We start from the raw sequence: 3277 nt of genomic DNA on the forward strand, positions 1-3277 counted from the left end.
CCGGAGAGCTACGAGGCCGGGCTGCACCTATGCGGTGCGATGCTCTGGCTCCGCAGCATCGCACCGCGTCCATAATTCGAACTCCAGACAGGACCTAGGAGCGAAACGTCGTCTCAGACCCCAGGCCGCGCGGGAGGTTCACCCCCGCTGGCCTGGGGTTTCCCCACTCCGGGAGCCTCCATCCCATCGGATGGGAGGTCCCCTGGTTTGGGAGCTCCCAGAGCCGGAACACACAGAGTTCGGGCTCTGGCAGAGGTTCAGGAGTCCGTCCAGGAGGCAGAAGGGATCGGGCAGCTACGCGAATGCGGCTTCCCACCACCAGTGCTGGATCGGTGTTCCGTCCGGGATCGCCGCTCGGTCCGCACCGGTGGAACCGGGGAGCCTGTCACGGAGTTCGTCGTCGATGTCCTCGATCTCCTCCATATCGACGAGGGAGAAGGCGGCACTTCCGAGGAAGTTCTCGAACAGGTTCTCCAAGCCAGAACGGTAGAGGCAGGCGGCGTACCATCCCTGTCCCCCGGACGCGAGGGCGTAGTCCTCAGCTTGGCGGATGTAGACGTTCAGCTCTCCTCGGCGGGCGACGATCGCCTCGGCGATCTGGATCTGTTGCGTATCGGTGCCAGGCCTGTGGGCTTCTTTCAGGGTGGCGCCCAGAAGCAGCAGGAGAACCCGGTCCAAGGGAATGTTCTCCTGCCTCAGGTCCGCCCGGGCCTGGGCGAGAAAGTCCTCGGTAGCGCCGGTGAACGTGTGCACCGGTCGTGCTGGTTCGCCGGGCCAGCCGAAGTCGTCGAGCCAGGTCGTTCCGTCCGCTCTCAGCCGCACGCGGGCTGACAAGGTGACCCGGACCAGACCGGTCTCAGGAGCGCGGCGTTGGAGTTCCACGTTCCGTGTGCCGTCAGACCCGACACTGTCAACGACCAAGGCGCCTTCGCGGAGTGTCCTGGAGGCGGCACTGTGGTAGGCCTCGATCTTGGTTCCCTGGCCGCGCTCCAGCAGGGGTAGCTCGACAAGACGCCGTTTCGACAGGGTGGCCGCTTCCACCGGCGATTCGAACCCGATTCTGTCGGCCGCCGCCCGGATCTGGGAGGTAAGCGCTTCGGGGTCAGCCTGTGGATCTAGCGAGGCACCGCCCTGACGCAGGGCGTGCACCGCCTCAACATCGGCTGCCAGGTTTCGCGGCACGAGCCCCGGATCGGCCAGTAGCCGCGCGGTGGCGGACTCCTCGGGTGAAGGTTCGCGTGTCACTCAGTCATACACCCCGTCGAGATGATCGTATTCCAGGCGTGCCTTACGCTCAGCCTCGCTCATGTCCTGTTGTTTGGGCGCACGCCACCACCAGTGGCTTTCGGGAACCCAGTCCGGAATGTCATCCTTTCGCACAGGCGGAGCTTCGTCGGAGACTTCCTCGAGTGTCTCATCGATATATTCGATATCCTCAACGAAGAGGCTCTTGAACCTTGGTGAATCAGCTTCGGACCAGTCCATGAATTCGTCATCAAGGACCTGTATAACCGAGCGCATCCAGCAAGAACTTTCAAATCCATCAAGACGGCCTCGCTCGGCGAAACTCGCACATAGGTCCACGTAGGCTCGAAGGCCTGTGAAGTTTTGACCACTGGCCAGCAGTGCAGAGAAGTCGGATTTAAATTGACCAAGTTCATCTGCGGCTACCGGAACATGTGCGAGATCAAGGTGCAGTGGAACGAGTTCTTGAAGAGCTGACCCGATTCGGTCACGGTCACCCCCCTTTTTCTGTAGCTTTTCCAGGATGATTTGCATCCTATATTGCGGATTCTCTTCAGTATTGGGCATATTCTATTCTCCCATATAAGTCCTGCCATAAGTTGGCATGACAAGACTCCCGTCTTGTCGGATAATGATAATCGCCCTCATGTAGGCTAGTTCCCCACGTTTGTTGTTGATGTGACTCCCGGTGTCGTCAAGCACAGGTCGCGTGATCGTCAATCTTTTTGCCCCATTGTCGAGGAGCGATAGTTCTGCAACCTCTCCATCTCTGATCGTGAGCTCCGCACTGTTTAGGTAGTCGTTGACGATGTTCCCACTTCGTTCATCGTCTAGTATCTCATTGTAGTGCTTTCTTGCATGGTAGGCGGTGGCTGTCTCGTGTCCCATTTCGATGTTCCCTGCCTGCGCGCGAACCGCCTGCTCAAGGCCATCGGGGGGTAGGTCCATATCCACATGGGTTGGCTCGCCTCCTCGTAACTGCTCGACGACGGCGTGGTCCGCCTCGAGTCGGTCCGCGACGTCCACGGTCGGCATCCGTTGCGCGGCTTCCTGCGCTGCCCGCTGCCTTCCGAGGCCTTCCTCACGAAGACTTCTCGCGAGCTCGTCGTACGTAGCCTTGTAGTACTCGTACCGGTAGGCGAACTCACGCGGATCAGCAGCATCTTCAAGGGAGAAACGCGTGGCCGCTGGGTGTAGTTGGCCGTCCAGCTTCTTGCTGAACCCTTGGTTGATGGCGCTCGCCACACGCTGCCACTGGTCCCCATCCCGCGGGTGGTCCCCACGGAGCTGAGCGATGTCCTGGTCCGTCAACCCTGCCTGGCGTAGCGTTCTTCAAGCTGATCCGCCTTGCCCAGCTTCTTTTCCAGCTCCGGGTCAGGAGGAAGAGAGGAAGCCTGTTCATCCGGGGAGTACCCGTCGTCTTGTCCCAGGCCGCCATCATCGCTGTGACTGGCGTCAGCTCCTGCGCCGGTGCGGTCCCTGGGAGGTTGGTCGCCATCGCCATCGCCGTCGCTCTGCGAATCGGGGTCATCATCGTCACTACGGTCATTGGGAAGCTGCTGGGGGTGTGCGCCGCCGGTCCGGGGCTCCCCACCCTGGTCCTCCCGTTCCGGGCGGGGCTCGGACTGGTCGTCCCGGTCAAGGGAACCATCGTCAGAGTCACGGCGACCGGCCTCACTCCCCCGATCGGCGGAATCGTCTGTGACATCGGTTCCGGAAGTGGCGGACGAATCATTCGTCTCGCTCGGCGAACCTGTAGGGGAGCCCGTGTCCTGAACGGGTCCGGCCGTCCAAGGGCCGCCGGTGTCGCCGTCAGCGTTGCCCGGTGTTCCGTCGCTGAGATCCTGTGTGGTGGGGTCAGGCACTGTGAGAGAGGTTTGGTCCTGCGGCCCGGCCGCAGCGTCAGGTACGGATTCGACGCCACCGCTCGCGGGGGAGTCCGATGTGCTGGAGTCCCCGCCCCAGGCGTTGAGTTCGTCCAGGACCGTGTCCGCCCGTCCCAGCTCCTGGGCGTTGCCGTCCTCCAGTGACG

3 protein-coding genes and 1 pseudogene are annotated in these 3277 nt (G+C 62.0%); all 4 read right to left on the bottom strand.

From position 1 onward, the window contains the following. Window positions 1-294 precede the first annotated feature (294 nt). Complete coding sequence (locus BJF83_RS01205) at window positions 295-1245, bottom strand: hypothetical protein (RefSeq protein WP_083678366.1); 951 nt, start codon at window positions 1243-1245, stop codon at window positions 295-297. After that, window positions 1246-1812 carry a hypothetical protein gene (locus BJF83_RS26430; RefSeq protein ID WP_143831748.1) on the bottom strand — a complete coding sequence of 189 codons (567 nt, stop codon included), beginning with the start codon at window positions 1810-1812 and terminating at the stop codon, window positions 1246-1248. A 3-nt stretch (window positions 1813-1815) separates the two neighbouring features. Next, window positions 1816-2490, bottom strand: coding sequence for a hypothetical protein (locus BJF83_RS01215; RefSeq protein ID WP_143831749.1), 675 nt, complete (start codon window positions 2488-2490; stop codon window positions 1816-1818). 62 nt (window positions 2491-2552) lie between these two features. Beyond that, a pseudogene (locus tag BJF83_RS28200) lies at window positions 2553-3277 on the bottom strand (hypothetical protein); the annotation flags it as partial.

The sequence above is a fragment of the Nocardiopsis sp. CNR-923 genome, assembly GCF_001942255.1.
Classification (GTDB): Bacteria; Actinomycetota; Actinomycetes; order Streptosporangiales; family Streptosporangiaceae; genus Nocardiopsis.